The following is a 26,687-nucleotide window of genomic DNA, read 5'->3' on the forward strand; positions in this document are numbered from 1 at the left end:
TTTCATATGTGATTGTAAGACCCGGTTTAAGAGGACATTTATGAAGTTTAAAGGTTTCACGTGGGGTTAGTTCTGTTGTTTTAGTTGAAAGATATCACGATCATGCTCAGCAATTTTAAAATTATAATACTTAAGATCGCTTTTTCTAACCATATTTTCTTCGATGTTTGTCACTCTTACTTTTAAATCTGCTACATCTGCTTTTATTACGTTTACATCATCTCTTAATTCTAGAACACTTTGTTGAACCTGTAACATTATATCCATCATCTTTTTCTCCATTTCCTCACCTCCTCTTAGTTATTATACCAAATTGCATATCAAGTTTCTGCTGTTAAAGTTAAACAAATGTTTAAAAAAACCACACCATCCCTGAAGTGATTTCCTTCTTATTTCTGCCCATAACTTTGAACTTTCCAGTCATAAGTTCCATTTCTTCATCGTCTAATATCACTGGTTTTCCGATACATTTTGTACGGTAGAAATCTCGCAGCAGAACTCGATTTCTTCTGTGTTTGTAAAGGGGGTTGCGATGTTTTTAGCTTCGAATAGGAAGCCGTAGTTAGCGAGTAATACTGCTTTTCTTCCTTCTATTCCAATGGAAAAACAAGCCTGCTTTCTTCCCTTTCGAGCACTAGTTTGTTACTATTTCTAATATATTTCTTTTTTCCAATAATTAATAAAGTTTACTATTATTAAAGTTTCCTAGAGTACAGCATAAGGAAGTGTACACATTATGGCGATATGGAAGCGAAATTTGTGGGTACTGTGGGTCGGCGTTTTCTTTACTTCAGCCAGCTACTCCATGGTCGTTCCTTTTTTACCTCTTTTTCTTCTTCAGATTGGTGTTCATGATCACACCGAGATTTGGTCAGGACTTATTTTCAGCTCAGCCTTTTTTGCAGGTGCCATCGCTTCTCCTTATTGGGGGATGATGGCCGATCGATACGGGAGAAAGCCGATGATCATCCGCGCTGGTGCTTTTCTGTTCATCATCTATACATTAACTGCATTTGTTACGAACGCTTATCAGCTGTTGGCACTGCGTGTAGCGCAAGGATTATTGACCGGCTACATTCCAGGTGCGATTGCACTGATCGGAACAAACACGCCGAAAAAGAACGTCGGCTACGCACTTGCGATGATTTCATCAGCCGGTGCATCAGGCGGAATCATGGGCCCGCTTCTTGGTGGTGGACTAGCAGAATTGTTCGGTAACCGCTGGGCGTTTGCGAGCGGAGGTTTCTTATCTCTCATCTCAACTCTTCTAGTTATCTTCTGGGTAACCGAAGAAAAGTTTACACCGAGCAAAGAAAAAGGATCTGTACTAAAAGATGTTCGGGTCGCAGCAGCCAACAAACCGTTTATGAACGTGTTGTTTTTATCGATCATCACCGCTCTCTCCATCTTAACGATCGAACCCGTTCTCCCCCTTCATATATTGAAAATCAGTGGTTCATCCGATAATACGGCACTACTGGCAGGAATCGTCTTTTCCTTGCCTGGTATCGCGAGCATCATTTTTGCTGCTTACTGGGGGCGGATGTCTGATAAGATCGGCTTTCAAACCGTATTGATGATCGGCTTATTGGGTGGCGGAATCGGAACCATTGCACAGGCTTGGTTTGATGGTGTTTGGGGCTTTTCTTCTGTACGTTTTCTATACGGAATTTTCTTTTGCGGCGTTTTCCCAGCCTTAAATGGACTGGTCGTTCAAACCACACCGGACGAATTCAGAGGACGAGCTTTCGGACTTCAGCAAACCGCCACTCAGATCGGCGCCATGCTCGGACCGCTAGTTGGGGGAGTGATCGGCGGATTCTTCCCCGTTGAGATAGTATTCGTCGTAACAGGTATAATGCTATTAATCGCGATGTGGTACGCATATTCATTTAAAGACGAAAACAAGGCGTTAAAAAAAGCCGCTGGCAGTTAACTTGTGGTATAAAGAATACAAACCTTTTGTTAGGAGTGAGTTTCTATGGGGAAATGCACGATTGATCATACGTTGGAAGATGTAAAACAAAAGTTGGTTGACCAAGCACCGTTCATGCCAGAAAATCTCGTGGGTGAAGTGAAAGGTTCATTAAATAAAGAAGCCGATCAAGGGTTTTTGAACGAAGTCTTTCATCTTTTAAAAAAGTACGATTTGGCCGATGAAAAAGAAAGAGAAGTACGGAACGAGAAACTAAATCGTTTAGTTAAGTAAGAAAACCCGGCGCAAGTGTCCGGGTTTTTCATTTGTTATTTAATTTGGTTTTACGGTCTTCAGCATCGCCCACAAGCTCGGTTCAACGCCTTCCATCTCTGCTTTTGACGGAATGTTTAGGGAGAAATAAAATAATTCTCCTTCTACTTCCTTCACAAAATACATCACTACATCATACTTGTGGCTTATTCCTTTAACAAAAAACTTCGCATCATGAAAATAGGGAAAGTAGATGTCGGTTGCTGGCAAGTCACTCGCTTTTCCTGTTTGTTCTTCCGCACGCTTCATCGACGATTCTTTTAAACTCTCGATATTTGCTGATTCATCCAACTTTTCAATCGTGCCATACAACGTAGGTTCGTTCGCGAAAGTAATTTTTCCAGTCTTCTCGTTCTCTTTTTCAAAATTGTAAAGGTCCAGCATGTATAAATGATAGCCGTTAGCGCTTTGCTGGAGTTCAGCTGGCCGCTGCTCTTTCATCCCCTCAATTTCTACTTCGATATTTTTAGTCGGTGGAAGGTTTGACTCTGGCTGATTTTCCTTTTCTTTATCGTTTTCTTTTTCTTTGACTTCTGTAGGGGGTTTTTGAGGTTTTACTGTTTCTTTTTCATCACTAGAACATGCAGTAAAAGTGAAAACAAGTGTAAACAAGATTCCAAACCTAAGGACTCTCTTCACCAATTCATCCCCTTTCCCATATTCTATCCTTCTTTTTCTTTACATGAAATCCTCGAAAAAATATAACTTTACACTTTATGAAACACCCTACATGTTATGTCTGAAAAGTTTTATCAGTCTATTTTTCTAACGCTAAAGATTAAAAGACAATTATGTGCACGCAACTTGGTGAATCGTTTCGATTTTCCGTTGACTCTCAAAATGAAAGCGCTTATAATTTTTATTAACAGAATTGTCGAAACGTTTCGATTCGCCATCATGTACATACATAATAAAACTACTATCAAATATCTGGAGGTACTTATTTATGCTTAAGCAAAAAGTACAACATTTGATTGACGAAATGACATTAGATGAAAAGATCGGCCAATTGCTCCAGTTAGCTACTCCTTTTTTCAAAGGTTCATCCGATCAAGGATTCATTACAGGGCCTATGCAGGAAATGGGGATCACCGACGAAAATGTCAGAAATACAGGCTCTGTGCTCGGAGGGTCCGGAGCAAAAGAAACAAGAAATATTCAGGATGCTCACTTAAAGGATAACCGCCTTGGCATTCCTCTATTAATGATGGCTGACATCGTCCATGGTTTTAAAACCATCTTTCCAGTCCCGCTTGCGATCGGCTGTTCTTGGGATATGGAACTGGCTAAAAAAAGTGCTGAGATTGCGGCAAAAGAAGCTTCCGTTTCTGGTGTCCATGTCACGTTTGCACCGATGGTCGATCTAGTTCGAGATCCGCGCTGGGGCCGAGTGATGGAATCTACAGGTGAAGACCCTTACTTGAACAGCGAATTTGCTCGTGCGTTTGTACGAGGATTCCAGGGGTTAGATTTGACGAATGATAAAGACCGGGTAGCAGCCTGCGTGAAGCACTTTGCGGCGTACGGCGCACCTGAAGGCGGACGCGATTACAATACAGTAAACATGTCAGAGCGCCAACTGCGAGAGTCGTACCTTCCTGCTTATAAAGCAGCTCTTGATGAAGGCTGTGAAATGGTGATGACTGCTTTTAACACGGTCGATGGCATTCCAGCAACTGCGAACAAGAAGCTGATGCGTGAACTGCTTCGGAATGAGTGGGGCTTTAACGGTGTTATCATTTCCGACTGGGGTGCAGTAAAAGAACAGCTGCCGCACGGTGTAGCTGAAGATGAAGCAGAAGCGGCGTACAAAGCGCTTCAAGCTGGCGTTGATATTGAGATGATGACCACTTGTTATATCGACCATGTAAAAGAGCTCGTGGAAAGCGGAGCATTACCAGAATCGCTTGTCGATGAGTCGGTTAAACGAATTTTAACACTCAAACACAAACTCGGACTCTTTGAAGATCCTTATCGTGGAGCAGATGAAAAACGTGCAGCTGAAGTCATTTTATGTGAGGAACACCGCCAATCGGCTCGTGAACTGGCAGCCAAATCGTGTGTTCTTTTGAAAAATGAAAATGTACTGCCGTTGAAATCAGAACAAAAAATTGCATTGATCGGTCCGTTTGCAGAAAGCGGTGATCTGATGGGACCGTGGTCATGGCAAGGAGCTCATGATGACGTTGTAAAAGTGGATGCTGGATTGCGTACAAAACTAGCAGATCCTTCCCTTCTTTCGGTAGCTGTCGGAAGTGATGTTGAAACCGTCACACCTGAGCAGTTAAAGAAGGCAGTGGATACAGCGAAAGATGCTGATGTGGTTGTGCTGGCGCTTGGAGAAGCCTCTTTCATGAGCGGTGAAGCAGGCTGCCGTGCAGATATCCGACTGCCTGAACCACAGCTTCAATTGATTCAAGAGATGAAGAAACTTGGGAAGCCAACGGTAGCGGTACTGTTTAACGGCCGTCCGCTCGATTTGCACGGTGTTGTAGAACATGTAGATGCGGTACTGGAAGCTTGGTATCCAGGTACAGAAGCCGGAGCAGCGATTGCCGATTTATTGTTCGGAGACGTGAATCCGTCTGGACGTTTATCCATGTCGATGCCGTTTTCGGTGGGACAAGTGCCTGTGTACTATAATCATTTTAATACTGGCCGCCCTCAGCCAACTCCTGATAACAAAGAGCGTTATCTCTCGCATTATCTCGATATTCCGAACGAGCCATTATTCCCGTTTGGTTTCGGATTGAGCTATACCGAATTTAAGTATGATGATGTGAAGTTGTCTGATGACACCTTAATGGAAGACGGAAAGCTGACTGCTTCTGTAACTGTAACGAACAGTGGAGATCGAGCTGGAGACGAGATTGTTCAATTGTACATTCGCGATATCGCTGGTGAAGTCGTTCGTCCGGTAAAAGAGTTGAAAGGTTATAAGAAGGTTGCCCTTGAACCTGACGAGTCTACAACCGTAACATTTGAGATCACTGAAGAAATGCTTCGCTATCATCACGAAAACCTGGAGTTCAAGAGTGATGCAGGAAAGTTCACTGCGTTTATCGGGAAAAACAGCCATGACGTAACGGAGATTCCTTTTAGATTAGTAAAATAAAGAGAAAGAAGACTGTTCATTTGAGCAGTCCTCTCTTCTTCATATTTAGTTTCCATAAAAGTATTCACAAGAATAGATTCGATCTTTCCCATTAGAAACTTCTGCGTAAAGAAAATCAGTACCATCCTCATTTACATGAAACACTTGCGTATCAATGGGTAACTTAGAAGCATACAAATCAATGTTTTTATAAAATTCACCTTTGAATTTCTTTTGTATTTTTCTGTCTAACTCATTTTTATCAATACGGTTTTCTTCTCTCTCAAATTTGCATACCTTGCCTGAAGCAGGTTCAAGAATGAAATCTTTATCTTCTTTTAACAGCTTTTGGCCCTCTTTTAGTATCTTTTTAGTTGTTGCTTTTTCCATTTTTTCTATTTGTCTAGCTCCTTGAACTTTAGGATCTTCTGGCACAATTCCACATCCGGAAAACACGAGCAAAGAAGCAATCACTATATATTTTCTTAACATTCCCTTCCCCCAGTTATGTACATTGATAATTTATTTTCTACTCCTTTATTCCCCTCATAATGTATTTCTCCTTTTTTTGTTAAAAGTAAAAAAGCATATCCATTTATGAACGGATATGCTCTAAAAAACCCTATTCTTTATCCTAGTAAAACACGAAGCTGATCATCCACCTTCGCATGTTTCTTGCTTTTAATTAGCGTGAATTCTTGAGATTCTTGAACTTCATACTCTTCACTTGATAAAATTTTCGCACCATTGTCAAACGCGATAACATCCTGTGCTTGAGTTAAGCGAAAATCAATACTTCCTTCATTCACTGCTGCAATTTCAGCAGTAGAATAAGCAATTTTCACATTACCCAATGATAGATTCATAGGAAGCATGACACCGTCTTTGCTTTGAAGTAGGATCTTCCTTCCTTCAAACAGCACATCTTCACCATCTGTGATCGTAAACTCTTTATCAAAACCATCCAGGTTCAGAAGATGAATAAAACGCTCGCCTTCACGATTAGATGTGGAGGTCATAAAGATGCCATGATGCTTGTAGTCATGCGTTAACTGAGCCGTTGCACCTAATCTCTCAAGTGCCTTCTTAAAGAACGGTAGATCACAGCGATACGCTCCGGCTACAACGATAGCGCGTCCGCTGCCAACCTCAGACTCAAAGCCACATACGTCATCTGACCCATACACGCGTAAAATCGGGGTTACATTTTCTCCAATCTCAAATCCTTGCGCATAGTAAGAGCGAATTTCAGGTTGCCCTTCTGCCCAGCTATCTCCATAGATTGATAGGTAGTGGCGGTGACTGTCTCTGCTATAACTCTTGTATTTCACATTAATAGCATCTGCTAAAATGGTACAGTCCTTCCCTTCCATATCAAAAAGAGGAACTTCACCGTACAGAAGAATTTTACCGCCATCTTGAAGGTAGTTTACTAATTTTTCTTGAATTCCGCTATCCAAATAACGAGCTGATGGAAGTGCCAGCACTGGTGTTTTCTCTTTCACAAGCGGTTTGTTTTGAATATCCACAGCTGTGAAGCGGTATCCGTTCAAAAGCATCGCACGGCCCATAATCTCCCATGCACCAGATCCGCGGTTCGCTTCAATGTTAGAAAGAATCTCACGCATCACTTCACTTCCGGGGTATCGATATTCCGTCATATAATAATCCGGTATAAAAGCAAAAGATACATCGTCACGATCTTCATCCATGGCAGCCAGCTTATCACCCACAGCCATGACACTCTGATTTACACGTGACATGCGCGGAAAGGTATAGTTATACTCTCCTTCTGGACCTATTGGCGCTGCGAATCCGTGACGTTCACCGGTTGATGCGATTCGGTCATTTCCGTCACCAACTAGTGAATCCAGCCTAGCATTCGTCCCGCCGGAAAACAGATAATAGTTGATTAACCGGTTTCCTTGAGCAAGGCACATACGCAATTTAAAATCGGCTGCCGATGGATCATAACGCTCACCAAGCGTCTCTCCAAAGTTTCCGTCGCCACAGTTGAACTCAACAGACGTCAACGGCTGATCATCATTATGAACAGCATCCATAAAGCCATTAATAATATAAAGATCCTGGAACGTCTTCATGTCCAGGTCGCCAAAATAGATATCTGAACCCGAAATATAGCCAGGAGCTTGTGTATACGATTCATAGAGCTGACTGATTCCGATCGGATAGGTCAGTCCGCGTCCGCCGCCTGTCCCGTGGATATTCACCACGAACGGGATATCCTTTACACCAAACTCTTCCGCATATTCCCGGAGTATCGCAATATATTTTGCAAAACGGTACCGCATATAGTAACCGAGATCTTTTAACAGCTGTGCCGCATATTCTTCCTTCGGTGAGCGAATAGCATCATTGCGCTCAGCACTTTCCTTTAAAGAAAACTTATAGCGCGACTTAACGTCCTCACCATAACGCTCACCCAACCAACGTGAAAAACCATTCAACAAGTTATCTGTCAGATCAGGCGTATTGCTCACCCATGAGAGCATTCCCACCTCGTTATCGAGCTGGAACGCAATAATCTTGCCACCATTAGGATACAGCCTCGGCGTAATCAATTCCATCACTTTTTCATAATACTTGCGAACTTCCTGTAAAAAGCCTGTTGCCAAATAATCAACCGTCGGCGTTGTTGCTTCACTTCTGTCCCAGCCAACCGGAATAATCTCAGGATGTTTCTCGTACACCCAATAAGGGAGTCCTTCGTTTTTCATCTCCGCCATAATAAAAGGACCTGGGCGAACAAAGAAATAAAAGCCGTTCTCGGTACAAAGGTCGATAAAGCCGGCAAGGTCAGTCTCGGGACGCGTTTTACCCGTAAAATCAAACTGCCCCTCTACCGGTTCATGCCAAAGCCATGGCACATAAGTAGCCACGGCGTTGCACCCAGTTTCTTTTAGCTTGTCCAATCGGTCTTGCCATTCACTTTTATCCACACGGTAATAGTGGATCTCACCACACGTGATCAATACAGGTTTTCCGTCGATTATGATCTGTTTATTCTTGATCTCAATCATTTTACTGTGCTCTCTTCTTTCTTTTTCCAGCCTAAAAGGTCAGCTCCGCTTTTCACATATTTGTTTTTCATAAAAAGATCCCACACTAAACCAGTTTGATAGTTTTCAATCATGAGCAATGTAATACCTTTATCGATTCCGATGACATGATCGGAATACCAAGGCGGACTCACATCAAGATTGTATGAATCCCAGAATCCATACTCTCCCCAAAGCTGAGGATGTTCTTCATAAAAATACTTCATCGCCGCAATCGACTCATCAGGTGTGAACGCGATAGAGCCCGCTGCTCCCGTCGGTGCGATCGTACCCTCAAGCTCTGGTTCACATCCTTCATAATAAGGAGGAGCACCTGGCACACGATAACCGGTCGGGCTCGCACAAGCAGTTAAGCCCCAAGAGTTTTCATGATACGTCTTAAATTCACTCGACTTTTCCTTGCAGAATTCACGATTTGCTAGAGTCGCTTTCACCGAGTTCTCGAACCAGTCGATTCCATCACCGTCTACAATCCCTCTAAAATCAACAAAAGCATGTGAATATTGGTGAACGAAAAGCGCGTTTCCTGGCGCGTGAATATATTCATACTCTTTGTACTTCCCTTTACTTCGCTTAAAGCCTTCATAAATCTTTGCAGGAACCGGATGCGTTGGTGATGCCACGCCAAGTACATACATCATCATCTGCTCTGCGTACATGTCCCAGTGGTGGAAGCCGCCTCTTTCAGGAGTGTAGCCCATATAAAACTGGTTCACCGGCTCATCGTAATAAACGTTCCAGTCCACGCGAGCATAGATCTTTTCGAAGAGCTCACTGATCTCTCCGCCAAAATATTCAGCAGACGTAACAGCGCCACACAAGAAAATAGCTGTATCGATGATCGACGCACAGTCATACCATTCTTCGTTCTTTTTCCCTGTTTGCATGTTTAAAAAGTGGTAGAAAAATCCGCTCTCGTGCTCCACATTGTTTAAAAAGGTCTTGAGTGTTCCTTTCGTACGTTCGTAGCCTTCTTCCTTCGTGATCCAGCCGCGTTCAATTCCAATAATGATCGCCGTCAACCCAAATCCATTGGACGCGATACTTGCCACTTTCTTGTTCGCTGACTGATCCAGGATCAAACCGTAACCAGGACTATTTTTATCCGTATTCGCTTCTTTCCAGAAAAAATCGAAACAGCCTTTAGCTTCTAAATCCAAAAGTTTTTGCGTATCCATCGTAATTCCCCTCTCTAATTATTAAAAGTAGAAGTTTCTCATGATTTTACGGTACGTGTTTTTATATTTGTTACACGTTCGCTCAGAATTTTTGAGAACCGCTCAAAATTACCGAGTTACGCTCAAAATCTCCACGCAACGCTCAAAACACCCTACGTTTCGCCCAAAATCCTCATTTTTCGCTCAAACTTCTTCATTTACATAAAACAAGGGGAGGCAGAACTCCACGTTTCCGGCAGCTATCCCTACAATAAGGGAACCGCTTGGAGAAGGATTCAGCCACGCTATTTTTGGTTGAAAAATCGAACGTTTTTGCCTGCAAAAACGCTACCTCTCTAAAATTACTCTCCAGTTATCCCCGAACGATCTACACCTTCAACAAACCATCTTTGCGTAATAAAATAAACGATCAAAAGCGGCAGAATAGAAAGCACAGTCCCAGCCATCTTTATTCCTTCATTCAGCTGGTTGCCTCCGCTCACACCCATCTCAGCCGGGAACATCTTCTGATACGTAGCGACGAACTTTTGCAGCTGAAGCGGCAGCGTCGTCAACGCGTCACCGAAATAGATAGCCGCCAAATACGTTTCGTTCCAATACCAAACGAACGAGAACAAAAATGAGATGATAATCGCCGGTAACGCCATCGGAAGCGCAATCGTAAAGAAGATCCTGAAATGCCCTGCTCCATCCAGCTGCGCTGCTTCTTCCAAAGCTTTTGGAACGGCTCTAAAAAACTGATAAAAAATCAGGATAAAAATCGCACTGTTCAAGCCTTGCCCAAAGGTTGCGGGCAGCAAGAACGCCGATAAACTACCCAAAATGTTCAGCTCATTAAAAAAGATATACCTCGGGATCAGCGTCACCTGCGGCGGGATGATGAATGTGGCAAGAACGAGAATAAAGATGATCTTTTTCCCTTTGAACTCAAAGCGTGCGAGCCCGTAGCCAACGACAGCTGCAACCGCTGTTTGAGCTAAGGCAGGCAACACCGTAACGTAAAGCGTTTCCATTAAAGTAGAGAAGAAATCCATCACTTTATTCGCTTGTTCATAGTTCCCTGTATAAAACTGAGTTGGAATCCAGTTCACAAGTGGATTTAACAAGTCATCTAAACTCTTAAAACTGTAAACACCCATGTAGAGAAGCGGGTATAAATACACGAATCCGATCCCGATCAAGAGTCCGTAGATCAAGACTTTGAAAAGAAGACCGTCCGTCCCTTGCATGCCCAAAAACATTCGTTTCGTTTTAAAATAATACTTGTTCAATTGTTGTGTTTTTGTTTGCACCTTGATCACATCCTCTTAGGTGTAATTTTTCTTTCTCTTTAACGTCATCGCACCAACGGCAATGGCCAGAGCTGCTGCGATAAGGAGAAAGTAAATCCAGGACAGTGCTGATGCATACCCATAGCCTGTATCTACTTTAAACATGTTCTTTTGTATATGTTCAATAATTGGATTTAAAGAAAAAACAGAATACGTGACGATCGTATAAATTAGATTCACGACGATCATCGGCACAAGACTAGGCAGTGTAATCTTCCAAAAGAACTCCCAGTTGCTTGCCCCATCGATCTTCGCCGCCTCAAAGATCTGCTTGTCCATTTTTTGAAGAGCGGCAAGAAAAATCAAAATTTGAACACCTGAGTACCAAAGAATGACGATTAAATTTTTGATCAGATAAAGCAGAATCCCATTAAAGAAACCTTCTGGATTATCGTTTAACGTCTGGTAAATCGCGTATTGTTCAATAGAAGGAATCGTCGTGATCCCTTGATCGATCAGTTCTTTGATAACCGGTCCGCTCGCTATGATGACGGGCAGAAAGAAAATCGTCCGGAACACACCGCGAAATTTCACCTTTTGGTTTAAGAGAAGCGCGATAATTAATGAAAAAACGATAATGATCGGAACAGAGATCACCATTTCTTCGAGGTACGTCATGACCCGGTCCAAAAACGTACCATCCACTGTAAAGGCATATTCATAGTTTCCAAATTTCACAAATTTCGTCTTAATGCCATCTGTCGTGATCTTGACTTGCTGAAAACTCAGAAACAGCGAGTATAAAAGAGGAAAAGCTGTAAAGATGAGAAAGCCGATAATCCAAGGTGATACAAAGAGCAGCCCAGTGATGTTTCTATTATTCCTCAGCCTTTTCATCCGCTTCTCCTCCTTCCGTTACAGCAAAACCTTTCGCATCTACCTCTATGCCATTTTTTTCATAAGCATTGTTTGTGTAATTGACGATAATGACTTTCCCATTCGAATACCCTACTTCCACGACTCCAGTCTGTGGTACCGTACGACTCACGATCTCCTCGCCTTCTACCTGCCCAAGACTTTTTTCTACCTGTTTGTATTGATCAATGATCTTGTCTTTCCAGATCGAATACTCAGAGGTATAGATATGCTTGGATGCTGTTTTTGCCAGAAGATGAGATGGTTCTTCGGTTAACAGAAACGATGGGTACGCACCATACTCAATCGTGCGCAGCATCTGATCTTCCGTGTCTGAGTTAAAGTTCGAGTAAGGTGCATAATACGGCATGTACCCTTTTAGAACAATCTGCATGAACGGTACTGTGTCGGTTTCAAACACGTAGTTGGATGAATTCATCGGAACATCCAAATAACGGTCTGTCTCGCTCCATAAATATGTGTTTGGCTCATACAGCGCGACATTTCCAACTTGGCTCTTCAACGTTCCGAACAGCTTGTGATACGTCTTGATCGTCTGGCTGCGTTCTGACGATTTTTTCGTGCTGAAGTCAGAAAACAGCGTGTATCCGCTCGTATCCACAGCGATATTAGAAACTCCAAGCTCCTTGTAATCTTTGCTCTCATCCAAAGCTTGCCGTAAAGCTTTTTGTGGAGATAAGTAAAACACGGTTTTCTTATCCTCACTGTGTGAGATTGTTTCGGAACTGATCTTCTTCGCTACATCTTTGCTGCCCGAATAGCCTGAAGCACCATCATAGGCTTTTGTATAATCCGTGTAAAAATAAGTCGGAATGTTATCTTTTTGAAGAGCTTTGATCGTATCTTTTACTTCATCCTCATTACCGAGGTTGTTTTCAAAAGGAAATTTGTTCGGAAGTGTTCCGGTAAGTCCGCCCTTTGACCACCCTTTATAAACGACAAACATGTTTTCTACTTCTTGTATAAGTTCATCCGTCATTTTCGGAATGCTCGTAATCTTTGTCATCGGCAGAACAGAGTCCCATAGAAGACCTTCTTTTACTTCTCCTCCAAGAAACTCAAGTCTTACACCTGTCTTGTCTTCCTTTTTTTCCAGCTGTTTCGTATCTGTCAGATGGTTCTGGTAAGCCTTCGCCATCCCGACATAGTCCGCTTCTTCCTTTGCAAGGAACTTGTATCTCAGCTTAACGCCGAACGGGTTCTTTGATTTTTGGTATAAAGTTAAGCCTTTCATGTTCTTGCTCGTCGGCTGATAATATTCCTTTCTAAAATGAAACTCTGATGCGATCCAGTTAAAGTCTGTTGAAACACCAGATGGATAAGCTAGGATGTCGCCGTGTGTGTATCCCTCTTCAATGACCGCTAAAAAGGCATTCTGTTTTACGCCATGAACGGCACCAAAAACGGGCATCTTAATCTGCTCAGCCGGTGTAACTTTTGTGTCCTTCTTCGTTTCTGTTTTCTTGAACGCTTCGTCAGTACCATAAATAGTACCTGTAAACGGAGCATCTGCTTTGTTGCTGCTCTTTTCATAGCGGATCAGAGCACCGCTTCCATCCGGAATAAACATATACCCGTTGATGTCGTTCTCGTTCACCGCGCCTAAGAACGGATAGACCCGCATCGAGATAATCTTCGTATACTTGCTTTCTTTAATTTGTTCTTCAGGAATGGAAACAACAACATCACTTCCGTCAAGCTCTACCTTCACTTCAAACTCGAGCTTGGATTGGTTCAAATAAAGAGAAGCTTTAAATCCATCGTCCGTCATCTTCACTCTTGGACGGGAATCGTTGGTCGTGATACTCTCTGTTCTTACCTTTCCGCGCCGGTCCATGTAGTCGATGGTAATGGCAGACTGCGCCATCTGTTCCCACGTTTTGTTCAGACGGTATTGATCAGGCTGATCAAGTCCTGAGTTCCAGACGTAATTGGTCTCTTTGTTTTGGACCTTAATGGCTAAGTTTTCTTCATTTACGTATAAAGCAAGGCTTTCGTTTTCAGCTGCTTTCTCAAAGCCTTTAAACGAGTTTTGTTGCTGAACGGGCTTTGCCTCTTTCTTTTCAGGCTTTGTGAACGAAGAAGAAGTGTATTTCATCAGATTTTGGCTAGTATTCGGTTTTGCAGGAGGCTGGTCCGTACTTTTCTTATCATCTTGTGCCGCTAATACCGTGATCGGTACAAGCAATAATACGAGTGCAAGTATGATTTTTTTATACACGTAAAACAGCCTCCTTTATGATGGAATAAACGAAATCATACACTTGGTCGATCAGCACGAATACGATGAACACGACCAGAAGCATGATCACCATGCCAAACAGCGTAACGAAGATGTTTCGTACTGTATCAGAAAACGTATAGTTGTGAATTTCTTTAATCATAATGAACAGAATGATCAAGCACCAAGCATAGATGATGCGGATCGAAAATACATAAACAAAGGCTTCATTATAAGTCAGTACATTTGATAAAAGCGTGATCGGTATACTGAACACAAGAAACGGTGCCAGCGAATAGATCGTTCCGATATAAATATCCTTAAATCTTCCTTCTCCGTCATTAATCGTACTGACTAAATAGTTCACGATAATAAAAAGACTAAGAGGAACGAGAAGGAGCAGCAATTCTCCGAGCAGCGTCGCTTCCGTGCCAACCGTGTTGTAAATGAACCCGGTATAGAAGCGACTATAGATATACTCCGCAATCAGCACCACATACAGGATAGTAGCTGACAGGACGGAAGCATAGTTCTTACGCTTCAAATAATAGAAGCTGTCGATCGGATGTCGGAAGAACTGGAACAAAAAGAGCAGTTCCCCGATCAGTTTCTGTTTTTTCACGGCTCTCAAGCTACTGCGCGGCTTATCGAGTATGCCTTTTCTCTTATCCACGGCCTTCATGATAAAGAATAGGACGACCAGGATCATAACGATAAACAAAACGGTCTCTAGATTTTCCTGCATCCACGCATGGCGGACTTCCCAGAACGAATCGGAATAGCCGTACACATCGTTAGCAAACTTGTATTCTTCTAAAGCTCTTTTATAGTCTTGCTGTTTATAGTAGGCAGAACCCATGGCTGAATGCGCCAAACCAAACGAGGAGTTCATCTCCAGCACGGATTCCCAGTACTTTTGACTTTGTACATAACGCCCCTCTTTAAAGAGCGCGATCCCTTTATGTACTTGATTCGAAAAGGCTGTAGATTCAAAGACTTGAATCAGTCCGCGCTCTTTATCGGTTACATACAGTCTGCCGTCAGGATCGATCGTGATGCCGGTCGGCTGTTTAAATAATCCAAGCCGGTTCGTCCCATCGTCTTTCCCGCCAAAAATAAATAATAGATTTCCAAAGCTGTCATATTCATAGATTTCGCCTGTGCTCGATACGACAAACATGTTTCCGTCAGCATCAACCGCGATATCCTGCAGTGATTTTTCTTCTGAAATGTTTTCAAACAGCATGTTCTTACCTGCAACATTAAGCTTTTTGATCACTTCGTTCGTTGTTCCTTCTGTCACGGAATACACGAGCCCCTGATCATCCAGTGCGATGTTATCCGGTGCAGGCGGTGTTTTCATGAACATTCTTGCTTTTTTGCTCTCAGACGTAAGGAGCTTTTGCAAAAATGAACCGAAAGAAGCCTCTGTGCTGTTAACCCCGTAATAGCCAAGGAAAGATCCTTCGTTGCTTAGCTGAATCATACCGTTCGTAGATCCTTCACTGATCACATAGATGTTGCCGCGTCTGTCCACGGCCACTTTTTGCGGTTTAAAAGAAGACTTTTTACCGAACAGCGGAGAGTCTGGCTTCCCAAATTCCGCTTCTACTTTGCCATCGCTAGCAAAGCGAAAAACCTTTTCTTCCTCATAATCCGCAACATAAATCTTTTCTTTATCGTCCACATAGACGCCATTCGGTGATTTTAAAATGCCTTTCCCGATCTCCCGGACCCTGTTTCCATTCTTGTCAGCTACAATAATGGTTTTCGTACCTGAATCAGCCACATAGAGGTTTCCATTTGTGTCAGAAAAAATATCTTCAGGATTCGTAATCCCCGCATCCGGCATAAGTGTGCCAACCGGCATATAGGCGGTCTGTGTTTCGATCGTCTGTCCATCCGCCGATAATGTCTCTGTCTTATAAGGGACAGAAGCAGAAGCGATCGACTGGAGCGGAACGAGCAAAAAGACCAATAATGCTGCAAATTGTAATGTACGCTTCATTTCTCCCCCCTCCTACTTTCTTACTTGATTCCTGAATGGGCCATCGTGTTCATCACTTGGCTTTGCAGAATAATAAAAATTACGAGATTCGGTATGAACATGATCAAGGAGGCAGCTGCTGCAAGTCCTTGTCCTGCTACATTATTACCGTCAACCGTTGACGTTAAGGTCGACATGTAGAACGAGAATGTCTTCAGTCCTTCATCGTTCACATAGAGTGACGAACTCTCAATACTGTTCCAAACGAGCTGGAAGGAGAGTATCGCGATCGTTGCGATAGCCGGCTTCACGAGCGGAACGATGATCCGTACGAAGATCTGAAAATCAGATGCTCCGTCAAGCCTTGCAGCTTCGAGCAACTCATCTGGTATCTGGTCGATAAACTGCTTGACCAGAAACAAACCTATCGGCATGGCAAGGAGTGGCAGGATATGCACCAAAAATGTGTTGATCAGTCCCAGTTCGTCGATTAAAAGGTAGCGCGGAATGGCTACAGCTGCCGGGACAAACATGAGCGCGAGTGTGTTGATCTCAAAGATTGCTTTTTTCATCTTAAAATTTTTCTTTGATAACGCGTAGCCTGCCATCGTGCTGATAATAACAGTCAGAACCACGACAATGAGCGTAACGACAACACTGTTAAACAAGAAACGCGACATCGGTACTCCGGTATCGTTCGTTTTCGTAAACAGGTCCACAAAGTTTTGAAACGTTGGCTTGTCTACAAAAAAGCGCGGTGGATACGCGAACAATTCATCAATTGGTTTAAATGCATGAAAAAATATATAGACGATCGGCAAAGCCATAAATATAGCCAATGGAATCAGAAAAGCAAGGAACTTCAATTGGCTTTTATGAAACTTTGACGGGTTCATCTTTGTCCCTTGAAAGGCCGACATGTTTATCACTCCCTAACGTCTAGTCCTTTTCTCCAAACAGCCTCCAGGCTACTTTTGAGAACGCATATACAACAATAAGAAGAACAACGGAGATCGCAGCAGCATATCCCATTTCATAGCGGATAAAACCATAGTCCTCTAAGTGGTTGACCATCAACTGACCAGCATATTGCGGTGTCGGGTTCGCTCCCGACAAGGCAACACCGATCGCCCCAGCCTGAAATGTTCCGACCACTGCCATTACGGCACCGAACAGCATCTGCGGCTTCATAGAAGGAATCGTAATGTAGATGATCTCCTGAAAACGGTTGTTGATCCCATCAATGTAACCTGCTTCATAGATCTCGGTATTGATGTTGAGAACACCAGACAGCATGGCGAGGAATCCCACTCCCATACTGCCCCAGAGCGTTACAAAGATCATGATCTTCATTAAATATTCAGGAGACTGCAGCCACTGGATCGGCTCAAGCAATACACCTATTGTAAGAAGCAAGCTGTTCAAATAACCTGTCTCATCTCCACTAAAGATGATCGTCCAAACAACGGCCATCGCAACACCTGCTGTCATGGAAGGTGAGTAGATGACGAGTGCCAGGATTGTCCGCATCCGTTTAGGTACTTGAGCGAGTGCCCAGGCGAGAATGAACGATAAGATATACCCGCCTGGCCCAACGATCAGAGCAAACGTTAACGTGTTTGGCAAGACTTTCTGCATGAACACTTCATCTTGCGTGATCAAACCGACGTAGTTGCTCAGCCCGATAAATGTTGGGGTTTCAATCGCGTTAAAATACGTGAATGACAATAATATAGCCGCCCCAACAGGTATGATGATGAATGTTGTAAACAGGATAATGTAAGGTGCAAGGAACATCCAATGTGAGTGGTCTCGTTTAGTTGTTTTTGTTTTCATTCTCATCCCCTGCCCAACTTTTCACTTGTTCGATCGTAGGAATCGGATATGGCTTGACCATCTTGCCATCTTTCACATACCCGAACTCTTCCATTTTTCTTTTAATCTCCCTGTCGATCGCAACGACTGAATCATCGACTGCCGACCTAGGGTTGACCCCGTCGAATACAATGCGGTTCCAGATGTTAGAAAGCTCACGCTCGATCATGTAGGAGCCTGGATTCTTCGGAACTTCGTATAAATACTCCCATTGTTTAAGAATCGTTTTCTTATGCTCTTCCGGCCAAGGAAGGTTCTTAAACGCTTCAAGGTTGGACGTGTTCCACATGTACTCTGGTCCGTACAGCATCTGCAGGTTTGTCGCGAACTCTGTTTGTGTATCTGTAGACAGCCACCACTTTAAGAGCTCCCAAGAATCTTCCTTGCTCTTCGTCCCTTTAAAGATCATCGCCGACTGTCCAGAACCGGTTGCCCATCGTTCGACTGTACCATCTTCCTTTTTCACACCAGGATGAGGAGAGATATCCCACCAACCCGCGATCTCAGGAGCAGCAGCCGTCAGCTGAGTGTACGTTGTAAAGTTCGCCGTTCCGATCGGAAGCGTTGAGTAACGGAAATGGTTATAAAAGTTTGGCACTTGCAGCGGCAAGCTGTAGATCGTATTCAATTCCGCCATAAATTGGATTCCTTTTAATGATTCTTCAGATCCGATCGCGGTTTTCATGCCATTTTTTCCGTACAAATTACCATCAAACTGATAAACGAAAGGAGCCGTTGCCTGGAACGGTTTGAAACCAGTAGCACCTGCGATGTGGGTATAATAGTTCATCCCGTAGCGCTGGAGTTCTGGAAGGATGCCCTTCACGTCATCCCATGTATCCGGAACCGGCAGACCTAGCGCCTGCATAATATCTTTTCTATAAAACTGAACGAAGAAATCTTGCGTTTCTGGCATCGCATAGACGGAATCACCGATCATGAGCGGTAAAAATGCACCTGGTGAGAACTGTTTACTGAACGCCTCGAAATCGTCAAACTGATGCAGGTCAACTGCTGCCCCGCGAATTGAAAGTTCATATGGCAGCCAAGAACTGATGCCGAGCGCGATATCCGGCTGCTTGTTGGAAGCGTTGGCTAAAATAAGCTTCTGCTCTTCAGGCATGATCGAGAATTTGACTTTGATTCCGGTCTCCGGTGTAAAAGTTTGATCTGATAAGTTTTGCAGTAGCTCCACGTATTGACGAGGTCTATTTACCCATACCTCTAACGTATCCTCTTCTGCTTCACTCGCAGAATAGTTTTCCGAGAAGAACGATAAGAAGAATCGCTGGATGGAATCGAATAGTTTTTCCCAAAAGCCTGCTTCCGCATCAGGCACTTCTTTTTGATCACCGTGTACATAAAACCGGTCGACCGTTAACGGCTGTTTCGGAAGCATCACAAGCATATTCCCCAACAGCTGTGCGGCTGAAGATGAACCTTCTGAAAGCTCCGTCAGCCTGCTCGGAATCTCGTCTGGTTCCTTGCTTAAACTCCTAAGCTTTTGAACAGCCATCTTTAATGAGATCATGTCTTTTGAATCTTCATCAGATTTGTCCAATGTGCGTAAGTACTTCAATTCGTGCTCAAGCTCATCCGCCCATCCGGAAAGCTTTTTATCGATACCCGGTATATATTCACTGATCTTCCAGCCGCGGGCCGTATCCGTTTGATTGCCTGTCAGTTTTCTGATCTCAAGCGTAAGCTCTTCCATCTCCCTCATGATGTTGTTCGTCGTATGAAGGACGGACTCAACAGGAGAAGCATCGGCTTCTAAACCGATTTCATGCTCACCTTTGGAAAGGTAAAATAAAAAGGCCTTCCCCTTTTTATCTTCGAGCGTTACATTCGACCAGTTTTTATTAAAATCAAAGGTGATCGGTGCTGCCTCAGCGAAAGGAATTTCTCCATCGATCAAAAGTTTTCGAAAAACAGCGCCAGTCGTTTCTTTATTCTGTAGAACTTTAAAGGTCAGCTTGTAAAAGCCATCTTTCTTCACGTTTACTTTCCAGTTAACGGTTTGCCCGGACTTTGTCCAAGATTCACCGCCAAGCGTGTTCAGCAGAAGTTTCTTCGGACTGCTCGGAACAGCAGATGTATCATTTGCGGCAAACGGCCGTATATACGAGCTGTTTTTTTCGTAGTTCTTTTCCGCTTCCCGTGTGATCAGCGCTTCTTTAACGAGCTTCTGATCCTTATGTTTCTTTAAATAGTCTTTATAGCTGAGCAGTTTGTCAGGTGATGTCACGTACGCATTTCCAAGAAGCATTTCACCCGATAAGTTCGTAAGCGTAATCTTATTTTTTCCTTTTTGCAGCTCGAATTTTAACGGCTCGGCTTGCAGCTGGCTCGCATCCTCTGCGTTGATCCGGCTCCACTCCTCGATTCGTTTTTGCTTCGGAATCATGTCATTTCCAAACCGGTCATTTTCGAATGTTTGTTTCGCGTTCTTCCAGTTAGCCGAAAATACAATTCTTCTGCTCTCGTAAAATGAATATTTACCGTTTACTTGAATAGCGCCCTCTATTGGAACAACCTCGTTGCTCAGCGGGTAGTAATCAAAAGATAGTTCATATAGTCCCGCTTCTTTTACATCAACCTCGTATGAAACGGATGCCTGGTTATGCCAATAGAAAACACGATCGTTGTATCCTTTGCTTCTCTCAACAGGCAGTAAGTTCTTTTCATCTGCTGTTTGAAAGTTTGAAGGAGATACGGACGCTTCAAACGTTGAAGCGTCCTTCTTCCCTTCTTTCTTCCAGTTTTCAAGGACGGTATGATAGTTTTCCTCCACGACTTGTTCGGCAGGTTTATCATTACTGTTCGTTTCAGCAGTTACAAAATGTTGTGGAAAGATGAAGCACAGTATTAAACCTAACCAAAGAAATCTTTTAAACTTCATACTATCAACCTCCCCTTAAAATCCCGGCTTCTTATTTATCTTTTAAAGCCTCTTGTGCTTCTTTGCTTTTTTGGTCTGCTAATTGATCAAGCTGCTTCGCATAATCTTCAATCTTCAAGTTGCCTCTGATCACGTTATCCAAGATCATGGCTACCTTTGCATTTGCTTCTTCTCCCACTTTCACACCAGTTGGTGCTTCCCAGCGTGCATCCACATAACCCGGTTCCGTTTTTACAGGCTCAACAACGGCATTATCTAAGTTGTCATAAGCTGTTTTGATTCCAGGTACTTCGTTAATCGCGAAGTATTCATCTAAGATTTCAGGATCTGCGTTAACAGGAAGAGTATTTAGCGCTTTTCCTTCTTTTTGTGCAATTTCCATACGCTTCATGAAACCTTCTTTACCAAATGACATCCACTTAGAGAAAAGGAAAGCTTCTTCTGCATGTTTACTTGTTTTAGAAATCCCAACAAAGTCGTTTGTTACGCCCGTTCTGCCACCAGGAAGTCCGATATAGTCAAATTCAAACTGTCCTTTTTCAATAAGTGCCGGAATACCCCATGTACCGTCCCATTTCACAGCAACCTGTCCGTTCATCCAAACTTCCTCTGGATTTTCACCTTTAAAGTTTGCTTTTTGATCATCAGGCAGAGTCTCGTATGCATAGTTGTTTGTTATGATTTCTTTTGCAAGATTTGCACCTGCAATAAACTCTTTGCTATCTAATGAGTATTGTCCGTCAGCCAATGTGTACCAGCCCATGTCAGGGTTAACTGCTGCAGGATACCAGTCTGCTACGGAGAACGCATGGTTTGTTCCAGCAACACCTTTAGAGATGTTTGTCACTTCTTTAATCGCTTTTGTATATTCTTCTACTGAAAAACCGAACTCTGGATAATCCAGGTTTGCTTCGTTAAACAAGTCTTTGTTTACTAAATAGCCTAAGAAATGCTGAGCGAATGGAATCGCATACACTTTTTCGTTGTATGTTGCCGAATCACGTACTGCTTCCGGAATGTTTGCAAAGTCTTTGTCTTTTTCCGTCATTTTCGTAAGATCCATCAGCCAGTCATTTGATAATGATGCTGGAATTTGCGGTAATGCAAAAACATCAGGCATCTTGCCAGCACTTGCTGCTGCCGCTAGTGTACCGTTCCAGTCTGTCGTGCTGATCGACTCATCGATCTTCACCTTAATGTTTGGATGTTTCTTTTCGAATGCCTTAATCATAAGACGCTCAAGGTTTTGTTCTTTTTCTGTACCAAGTGACCAGCTTGCATAAGAAATGGTCACATCTTCTTTTTTCTCATCGGTGCTAGCCTTTTCATCTGAGCTGCAGGCAGCCATTGAGAACACAAGCGCCAAGATGGCGATTAGCGAGAAAACCTTTTTCATAAAAAAACCCTCCAATTTAATAGATTTATAGTTTTGAAGCTTGTACTGCCACAGGGCTAAAAAGAATATTTTCTGTTTCGTTTCGGGAACGAATCAAAACTTTGAATTGATTCTCTGCCAGTTTTTGAACGATAACGTTTTCATTTTCTGACGGAACCCACTCAGAAGAAGTTAAAACGAATTCTTCTTCAGGCTGTGCGATTTTGATGAAAATCTCTAGCTTGTCTTGCTCGTGCTCCATGTTGTAGATCTCACCTGTTCCATACGTAATGATCAAGTCATCTCTTAACGGAACATCGATTGGCAGCATGAGGCCGGTCCTTTGCGGAACGACTAACTCCTTGCCGCCAAAAAGCGGCTTTTCTTTATAGTGAAGAGTCGTTTTCTTCTTGTATTCATCAAAGTTTTGGATAAAAAGATAGCTTCCATGGTCTGGATTCGTTCGAATAGCTAGATCAAGTTCACTATCTAGTTGGAAACGGCTTTGAATACCAGCTCGGTCTGCCAATTGGACGATAAGATCGTTCTGATAGTTGAAGTTATGATCAATTCCAATCCCGAACATGATGAGAGTCCCTTTTCCTAGCTGCTTTTCGAAGGCTGCTACTTCTTTGTCATCTTCTGTCCAAGCGAATGCTCCACTTTCCGTTTCATAGATTTCCACCTTATTCGTGATCACATTTTCCGTGTCATCGATCTTAACGAAAGCATGTTGCTTATGCTCTTTTACAGAAACGCCAATGTAATCTTTTAAAATCGTACATGGTACGTTTTTCATTGTTTTTACCGGTATGGTCGGGAACAAGATAAGCTTTCCGCCGTTTTCCAAGTAATTTATGAGCTTACGCTGAATATCCTCATCCATCCACTCGGTCGCGAACATCCAGAGCGTTGGAAGTTTTATAGGATCAAGCTCTTCATCATCTAATAGATTTACAGCGTCATAAATGATGTTGTTCACCCTTAGCGCCTTAGCAATGCCGTTATACAGATAGGCATCTCTTTCACGCTGAATTTGATCGGTCATGCCCTTCGTATGTTCATCGTGAAATTCCGTCATGTAGTAATCCGGATAAAATGCAAAATGAGTATCCACTTCTGGCTTTGTTTCGATCAATGAGCGTTCAAAGACTTGAAGCATCTTTCCGATATGCTGGATGGTAAAGTAATGCGGACTCTTCTTACCTTCTGCCGTAAGAGGCGCTTGCCAATCATGACGCTTACCGAACAAACCGATATTTTCATAGTTTTCACCCGCGGCGAACATGTAATAGTTAACCCCGTTCATGCCATCAGCTATGCAAAGCCGGGTTGTGAGATCGAACGTTGCCGGCTGCAGCCTAGGTTTGTCATGGATACTTCCACCCTGGAATTCAGCCGAGAATAGCGGCTGTTCTTTCCATTGGATCGCCTTCGTAAACGCATTTGCGAGTACAATATCCGTGTAGTTGTCGTACTCAATATTGCCGATGTAGTAATCTCCAGCCATAAGGACGTTGTCGATCTTCGCTGTTTCTAAGAGCTGTGAAATGCCAATCGGGTACATCGTGCCTCGTTTTGTGAGGTCGATCGTATGGAAACCATGGATGTTCACAACAAAAGGTACATCGATCCCTTTATTCTCAGCAGATTGCTTTAAATACTCGATGAATCGCCGATAATGTTCACGGAGGAATAACCCGAACTCATTCCGTAGAGCATGTGCAAAAATTGGCTCTGGTTTTTTAATTTTGGACTGCGCGAAACTACTGATCTCTCCGTAGGGAACACGGAATGTATGTTCAAATTCTTGCTGCGTGTATTTATTTTTTAGATGTTCTGTGAATTCTTTTAAAGTGGATTCGTTATAGTCAGGCTGATTGGTTACCCAATGGAACATCCCTACTTCATTATCAAGCTGAAAAAGAATGACAGATCCGCCGTTCGTAACTAGAAACGGTTTGATAACGGCGCATACTTTTTCATACCAGCTCTCCACTTTTTCAAGAAACACCGGATGGCTGTAGCTGACAACTCGTGTTGGATGTTGATTTCCTTCGTTTGTTTTCGCGACCGCTTCTGGGTAGTTATCGATGAACCACGTTGGGACGCCATGGTCCACGATTTCCGCCATTACGTATGGGCCTGGCCGAACAAGACAGTACATCCCTTCTTCTTTTACCAGTTGGAGAAACGTTTCTAGATCTCTTTCCGGACGCGTTTCCCCTGTTAGATCAATCGAACCCTCTTCATATTCATGAAAGATCCAAGGAACATAGGTACTGACCATGTTTGCTCCGGCTTCTTTAACCTGGCGGATGCGGGTTTTCCATTCGCTTGAAGGTACACGGAAGTAGTGAAGCTCTCCACCGAACAGCATGACTTCTTTTCCGTTTACGATTACTTTCTCATTTTTTATCTGAATCATATTTCACCTCACCCCGAAGTCCGGCTCATTAATTCGATCGATACGGCTCCGTCTGTTTCAACTTTATACTTTGAATCCATCATTTTAAACAATGAATGTGCGGCGATGATTCCCCACTGTTTTCTCGGAACTTTTATCGTCGTGATCGAAGGACTGAAATGCTGAGATACATAAATATCATCAAAACCGATAATGGCGATGTCATCTGGCACTTTAAGATTCTTTTCTTTTATAGCTCTGATTGCCCCCATGGCCATTTCATCGTTTGCACAAATAAAAGCCGTGGGAACGTTCTGTGTATGTTTCTCTATGTATTGGAACATTGCTAGATAGCCGCTGGATTCGGTAAAATCCGCTCGCAGAAGATCTTTTTCAGAGAATGAATGGTTGTGTTTTTGCATCTCCTTTTTAAAACCTTTCAAACGCATCTCGCCATCGTAGGATTCAGTGGAACCTGCCATGTAGCCAATTCTTTTATGCCCTTTTTCTAAAAGGTAGTGAACCGCCATAGCCGATCCTCGTTCATTAGGAAGAAGGACTTGGTTAATAAATGGCGTTTCCATTTCTCTGTCCAGCACAATACACGGCAGCTTTTCGTCGGCAATGGATTCTAAAAACGAATCTTCCATATGATAGTTAAGGATAATCGCCCCATCCACATAACGTTCCACAAGCAGCCGATGCTTGTCATCCGAAGCATAAACCATTAACTCATAGCCGTTTTGAATAACCACATCTTGAATGCCTTCCATCATGTCCGTGAAAAACGGACCCGTGAATCCACTGAGAAATAAGCCTATAATATTCGTTTTTTTCTCTTTGAGATTTTTGGCAGGACCGTTCGTACGATAGCCGATCTCTTTTGCGGCAAGAAGAACCTTTTGTTTTGTTTCTTTTGTGATTAAGGAGCTTCCATTGATGGAGTAAGATGCTGTTGAAACACTGACGCCTGCCCGTTTCGCAACATCTTTTAATGTGACCAACTACCACCCTCCTCACCTGGTTGAAACGTTTCAATTTTTCTGTAAAAAAAGATCGGAAACAAGTTATCGAAACGTTTCACCGAAGTGCAAAAAAATATAAGGCTTTACATTATATTGAAACGTTTCAATGAAATTATTATAATTGAACTTGAAACCGTTTACAATAGTACTTTTTGAATATTTTGAAATATTTTAAGATAATTTGTCTACTCTTTTATCATCTTTACAAGAGGATCAGTAACCAATCCAGGAATTTTTTCAAGATATTGTTTTGAGATGACTAGTCCTTGTTTTGTTCTGGACAAATCCCCACCCCAAACAGGATCTTCATGTTCTACACTAATCACTCCATTGTATCCAGCCTCAGTCAGTTCAGAGATGAATTTCGTCCAGTTTAGGTCTCCCAAGCCCGGTAAACGGTATCTCCACCAGCTGAAATCCGATAACGTACCGACCCTCTTTAGTTGTTCATGATTGATTTCCGTATCTTTTGCATGAACATGAAAGATTTTGTTTCCGAATTCTTTAATCGGAAGATACGGGTCAATAAACTGCCAGATTAAATGGGAGGGATCATAAGCTAACCCTGCATTCGGTGAATCGAGCCTTTCAAAAAGTTTCCCCCACAGTTCTGGTGATATAGCGATATTTCCCATGAGGGGACAGTTCTCAAAGGCAATCTTAACGTTCATTTCTTCCGCAAGTTCGATTACATCATGAAACAATGAAACGACATTCTCCAAACTGTATTCAGGTTTTGAACGGATCGCATCATAGCCATCATAATGATCACCTTTTGCACTGGCTGATATCCCAGTAGAAGTTACCACGACTGGAATACCAAGTTCCCCAGCCATCCTTACCCGGTTAAAGAGCTCATTTTTATGCAGAGTTGCAAGTTCTTCATCTTCACTTAAAAAATTTCTGCAATACGTTAATGCAGCTACTTCTATCTTTCTTTCTGATACCACTTTTTCTAGGGAATGAAAGGGTACATTCGGTCCTATTTCCAAAGCCTGAAACTTATGCTGAACCGACCAATTCACTAGTTCTTCCATGTTGTCCATCCCATGATGAACCAACGAATTCGTTAAAAAACCAAGCTTCAT

19 protein-coding genes are annotated in these 26,687 nt (G+C 42.9%); 3 read left to right on the forward strand and 16 right to left on the reverse strand.

The window, feature by feature from the left end:
- Positions 1 to 66 precede the first annotated feature (66 nt).
- Complete coding sequence (locus UN64_RS04645; protein WP_077360161.1) at positions 67 to 282, reverse strand: hypothetical protein; 216 nt, start codon at positions 280 to 282, stop codon at positions 67 to 69.
- Between the two features lie 454 nt (positions 283 to 736).
- Here UN64_RS04645 and UN64_RS04650 point away from each other — a divergent pair, with 454 nt between their 5' ends.
- Together UN64_RS04650 and UN64_RS04655 are read left to right on the forward strand one after the other, a co-directional pair.
- Positions 737 to 1,936 (forward strand): MFS transporter, encoded by a 1,200-nt coding sequence (locus UN64_RS04650; RefSeq protein WP_077360163.1) that lies wholly within the window; start codon positions 737 to 739, stop codon positions 1,934 to 1,936.
- Between the two features lie 45 nt (positions 1,937 to 1,981).
- Entirely contained in the window at positions 1,982 to 2,209 is a 228-nt protein-coding gene (locus tag UN64_RS04655; protein ID WP_077360165.1) for a hypothetical protein, read from the forward strand.
- A gap of 39 nt (positions 2,210 to 2,248) precedes the next feature.
- Here UN64_RS04655 and UN64_RS04660 read toward each other — a convergent pair whose 3' ends face one another.
- A complete protein-coding gene (locus UN64_RS04660) occupies positions 2,249 to 2,887 on the reverse strand; it encodes a hypothetical protein (RefSeq protein ID WP_077360167.1) in 639 nt (212 codons plus the stop codon).
- A 307-nt stretch (positions 2,888 to 3,194) separates the two neighbouring features.
- Between UN64_RS04660 and bglX the strand changes: the two genes are divergently transcribed.
- Entirely contained in the window at positions 3,195 to 5,363 is a 2,169-nt protein-coding gene (gene bglX / locus UN64_RS04665; protein WP_077360169.1) for a beta-glucosidase BglX, read from the forward strand.
- 45 nt (positions 5,364 to 5,408) lie between these two features.
- On the opposite strand, the gene UN64_RS04670 is transcribed toward bglX, so the two are convergent.
- The 14 genes from UN64_RS04670 to UN64_RS04735 all read right to left on the reverse strand — a co-directional run bounded on the left by UN64_RS04670 (position 5,409) and on the right by UN64_RS04735 (position 26,687).
- A complete protein-coding gene (locus tag UN64_RS04670; RefSeq protein ID WP_077360171.1) occupies positions 5,409 to 5,834 on the reverse strand; it encodes a hypothetical protein in 426 nt (141 codons plus the stop codon).
- Between the two features lie 137 nt (positions 5,835 to 5,971).
- Positions 5,972 to 8,383, reverse strand: coding sequence for a beta-galactosidase (locus UN64_RS04675; protein WP_077360173.1), 2,412 nt, complete (start codon positions 8,381 to 8,383; stop codon positions 5,972 to 5,974).
- Positions 8,380 to 9,600, reverse strand: coding sequence for a glucoamylase family protein (locus UN64_RS04680; RefSeq protein WP_077360175.1), 1,221 nt, complete (start codon positions 9,598 to 9,600; stop codon positions 8,380 to 8,382). Before UN64_RS04680 ends, UN64_RS04675 begins: the two co-directional genes overlap by 4 nt.
- A gap of 341 nt (positions 9,601 to 9,941) precedes the next feature.
- The gene (locus tag UN64_RS04685; RefSeq protein ID WP_245801959.1) at positions 9,942 to 10,892 is read right to left on the reverse strand and encodes a carbohydrate ABC transporter permease; all 951 of its coding nucleotides are present in this window, start codon (positions 10,890 to 10,892) and stop codon (positions 9,942 to 9,944) included.
- 15 nt (positions 10,893 to 10,907) lie between these two features.
- A complete protein-coding gene (locus UN64_RS04690; RefSeq protein WP_077360177.1) occupies positions 10,908 to 11,768 on the reverse strand; it encodes a carbohydrate ABC transporter permease in 861 nt (286 codons plus the stop codon).
- The gene (locus UN64_RS04695; RefSeq protein WP_077360179.1) at positions 11,749 to 14,028 is read right to left on the reverse strand and encodes a DUF5696 domain-containing protein; all 2,280 of its coding nucleotides are present in this window, start codon (positions 14,026 to 14,028) and stop codon (positions 11,749 to 11,751) included. The genes UN64_RS04690 and UN64_RS04695 overlap by 20 nt, the downstream gene beginning before the upstream one ends.
- On the reverse strand, positions 14,021 to 16,036 hold the full coding sequence (locus tag UN64_RS04700) for a YIP1 family protein (RefSeq protein ID WP_077360181.1): 2,016 nt from the start codon (positions 16,034 to 16,036) through the stop codon (positions 14,021 to 14,023). The genes UN64_RS04695 and UN64_RS04700 overlap by 8 nt, the downstream gene beginning before the upstream one ends.
- A gap of 20 nt (positions 16,037 to 16,056) precedes the next feature.
- Positions 16,057 to 16,935, reverse strand: coding sequence for a carbohydrate ABC transporter permease (locus UN64_RS04705; RefSeq protein WP_066293245.1), 879 nt, complete (start codon positions 16,933 to 16,935; stop codon positions 16,057 to 16,059).
- A gap of 19 nt (positions 16,936 to 16,954) precedes the next feature.
- Positions 16,955 to 17,851 carry a carbohydrate ABC transporter permease gene (locus tag UN64_RS04710; RefSeq protein ID WP_139343014.1) on the reverse strand — a complete coding sequence of 299 codons (897 nt, stop codon included), beginning with the start codon at positions 17,849 to 17,851 and terminating at the stop codon, positions 16,955 to 16,957.
- Positions 17,832 to 20,792: an extracellular solute-binding protein gene (locus tag UN64_RS04715; protein WP_077360185.1), complete on the reverse strand. Its 2,961-nt coding sequence runs from the start codon at positions 20,790 to 20,792 to the stop codon at positions 17,832 to 17,834. Before UN64_RS04715 ends, UN64_RS04710 begins: the two co-directional genes overlap by 20 nt.
- A 31-nt stretch (positions 20,793 to 20,823) precedes the next feature.
- Positions 20,824 to 22,188: an ABC transporter substrate-binding protein gene (locus UN64_RS04720; protein ID WP_077360187.1), complete on the reverse strand. Its 1,365-nt coding sequence runs from the start codon at positions 22,186 to 22,188 to the stop codon at positions 20,824 to 20,826.
- A gap of 25 nt (positions 22,189 to 22,213) precedes the next feature.
- Positions 22,214 to 24,595, reverse strand: coding sequence for a beta-galactosidase (locus UN64_RS04725; RefSeq protein WP_077360189.1), 2,382 nt, complete (start codon positions 24,593 to 24,595; stop codon positions 22,214 to 22,216).
- Positions 24,596 to 24,603: 8 nt separating this feature from the next.
- Positions 24,604 to 25,578, reverse strand: a complete 975-nt coding sequence (locus UN64_RS04730; protein WP_077360191.1) for a LacI family DNA-binding transcriptional regulator — start codon at positions 25,576 to 25,578, stop codon at positions 24,604 to 24,606.
- Positions 25,579 to 25,784: 206 nt separating this feature from the next.
- Entirely contained in the window at positions 25,785 to 26,687 is a 903-nt protein-coding gene (locus UN64_RS04735) for a sugar phosphate isomerase/epimerase family protein (protein ID WP_077360193.1), read from the reverse strand.

This window comes from Fictibacillus arsenicus, assembly GCF_001999465.1.
Classification (GTDB): Bacteria; Bacillota; Bacilli; order Bacillales; family Fictibacillaceae; genus Fictibacillus; species Fictibacillus arsenicus.